Below are 1554 nucleotides of genomic sequence, written 5' to 3' on the forward strand. Positions count from 1 at the left end.
TGATGTCTTTGATGACTTCTGCCTCTGGGAATAGCGAGTGCATGTACGCGACTTGCCTGGCGAGGTCGTCAAATTGTTTGCTACTACTGACTCGGCAGTAACAGATTGTGACTGGTTCAGGGGCTTGTCGTTTTCCCAAAGTGGCAAGACTAACTGTATCGAACAGTCGATATCCGCTTGGCGTTCGCTCACATTTGATAGTTCCATTGTCCGCGTACTTTCGCAATGTGGTTTGAGAGAGTCCCGTAAGTTCGACCGCCTTACGGAGTGGTACTAATGTCATCTCACTACTCTAACAAATTCTTTGGGACTTTGATAGACTTTATGATACTTTATATAACTGTACCCTAACCCCCTATCTCCCGACTCCCGTTCCCCTCCTGGGAGGGGTTAGGGGTGGGTTCCGACTCCCCTACATACCACAAATTTTCCTTAATTCTGTTTCCTCTTTATGAGTGACTAGGTAATCATGGAGCCAATCACAACTCTGTTCCACTAAATCCTCTAGATCAAAATTCCATAAAATTACTGTCTTGTCCCAACTAGTAGAAGCAAGAGTCTTGCCATCTGGGCTAAAGGTGACGCTATTGACAGGTTCCCTATGTCCAGTGAGGGTGTACAGGGGTTTGCCTTGGTGATTCCACAGTTTCACGGTGTTGTCCCAACTAGCAGAAGCGATAGTCTGGCCATCTCGGCTAAAGGCCACGCTAGTGACAAGTGCCCTATGTCCAGAGAGGGTTTGCAGTTCTTTGCCTTGGTGATTCCATAGTTTCACCGTCTTGTCGAAACTACCAGAAGCGATAGTTTGGCCATCATAGCTAAAGGCCACGCTAGTGACATCATCGCTATGTCCAGTGAGGGTGTGTAGTTCCTTGCCTTGGTGATTCCACAGTTTCACCGTCTTGTCACTACTAGCAGAAGCGATAGTTTGGCCATCATAGCTAAAGGCCACGCTATTGACCCAATCGCTATGTCCGGTGAGGGTGTGCAGTTCCTGACCTTTTAGATTCCACAGTTTCACCGTCTTGTCACTACTAGCAGAAGCCATAGTCTGGCCATCTCGGCTAAAGACCACGCTAGTGACATCATCGCTATGCCCTTTGAGGGTGTGCAGGAGTTTGCCCTTTAGATTCCACAGTTTCACGGTGTTGTCCCTACTAGCAGAAGCGATAGTCTGGCCATCTCGGCTAAAGGTGACGCTATTGACATAATCGCTATGTCCAGTGAGGGTGTGCAGGGGTTTGCCTTGGTGATTCCACAGTTTCACCGTCTTGTCCCCACTAGCGGTAGCGATAGTCTTCCCATCTCGGCTAAAGGCCACGCTATTGACCCAATCGCTATGGCCTTTGAGGGTGTACAGGTGTTTGCCTTTGAGATTCCACAGTTTCACGGTGTTGTCCCAACTAGCAGTAGCGATAGTCTGGTCATCTCGGCTAAAGGCCACGCTATTGACAGAATCGCTATGTCCGATGAGGGTGTGCAGTAATTTGCCTTGGTGATTCCACAGTTTCACCGTCTTGTCACTACTACCAGAAGCAATAGTCTGGCCATCTC

General features: G+C 48.6%; 2 protein-coding genes. Both read right to left on the reverse strand.

Going from position 1 to position 1554, the window contains the following annotated elements; genetic code table 11:
• A partial coding sequence (locus F6K20_RS37960) for a MerR family DNA-binding transcriptional regulator (protein ID WP_287298332.1) occupies positions 1-283 on the reverse strand: 283 nt, incomplete at its 3' end.
• Positions 284-412: 129 nt separating this feature from the next.
• On the reverse strand, positions 413-1554 hold a 1142-nt coding region (locus F6K20_RS37965; protein WP_287298333.1), incomplete at its 5' end, for a WD40 repeat domain-containing protein.

It is taken from the genome of Moorena sp. SIO2C4, assembly GCF_010672485.1.
Classification (GTDB): Bacteria; Cyanobacteriota; Cyanobacteriia; order Cyanobacteriales; family Coleofasciculaceae; genus Moorena; species Moorena producens.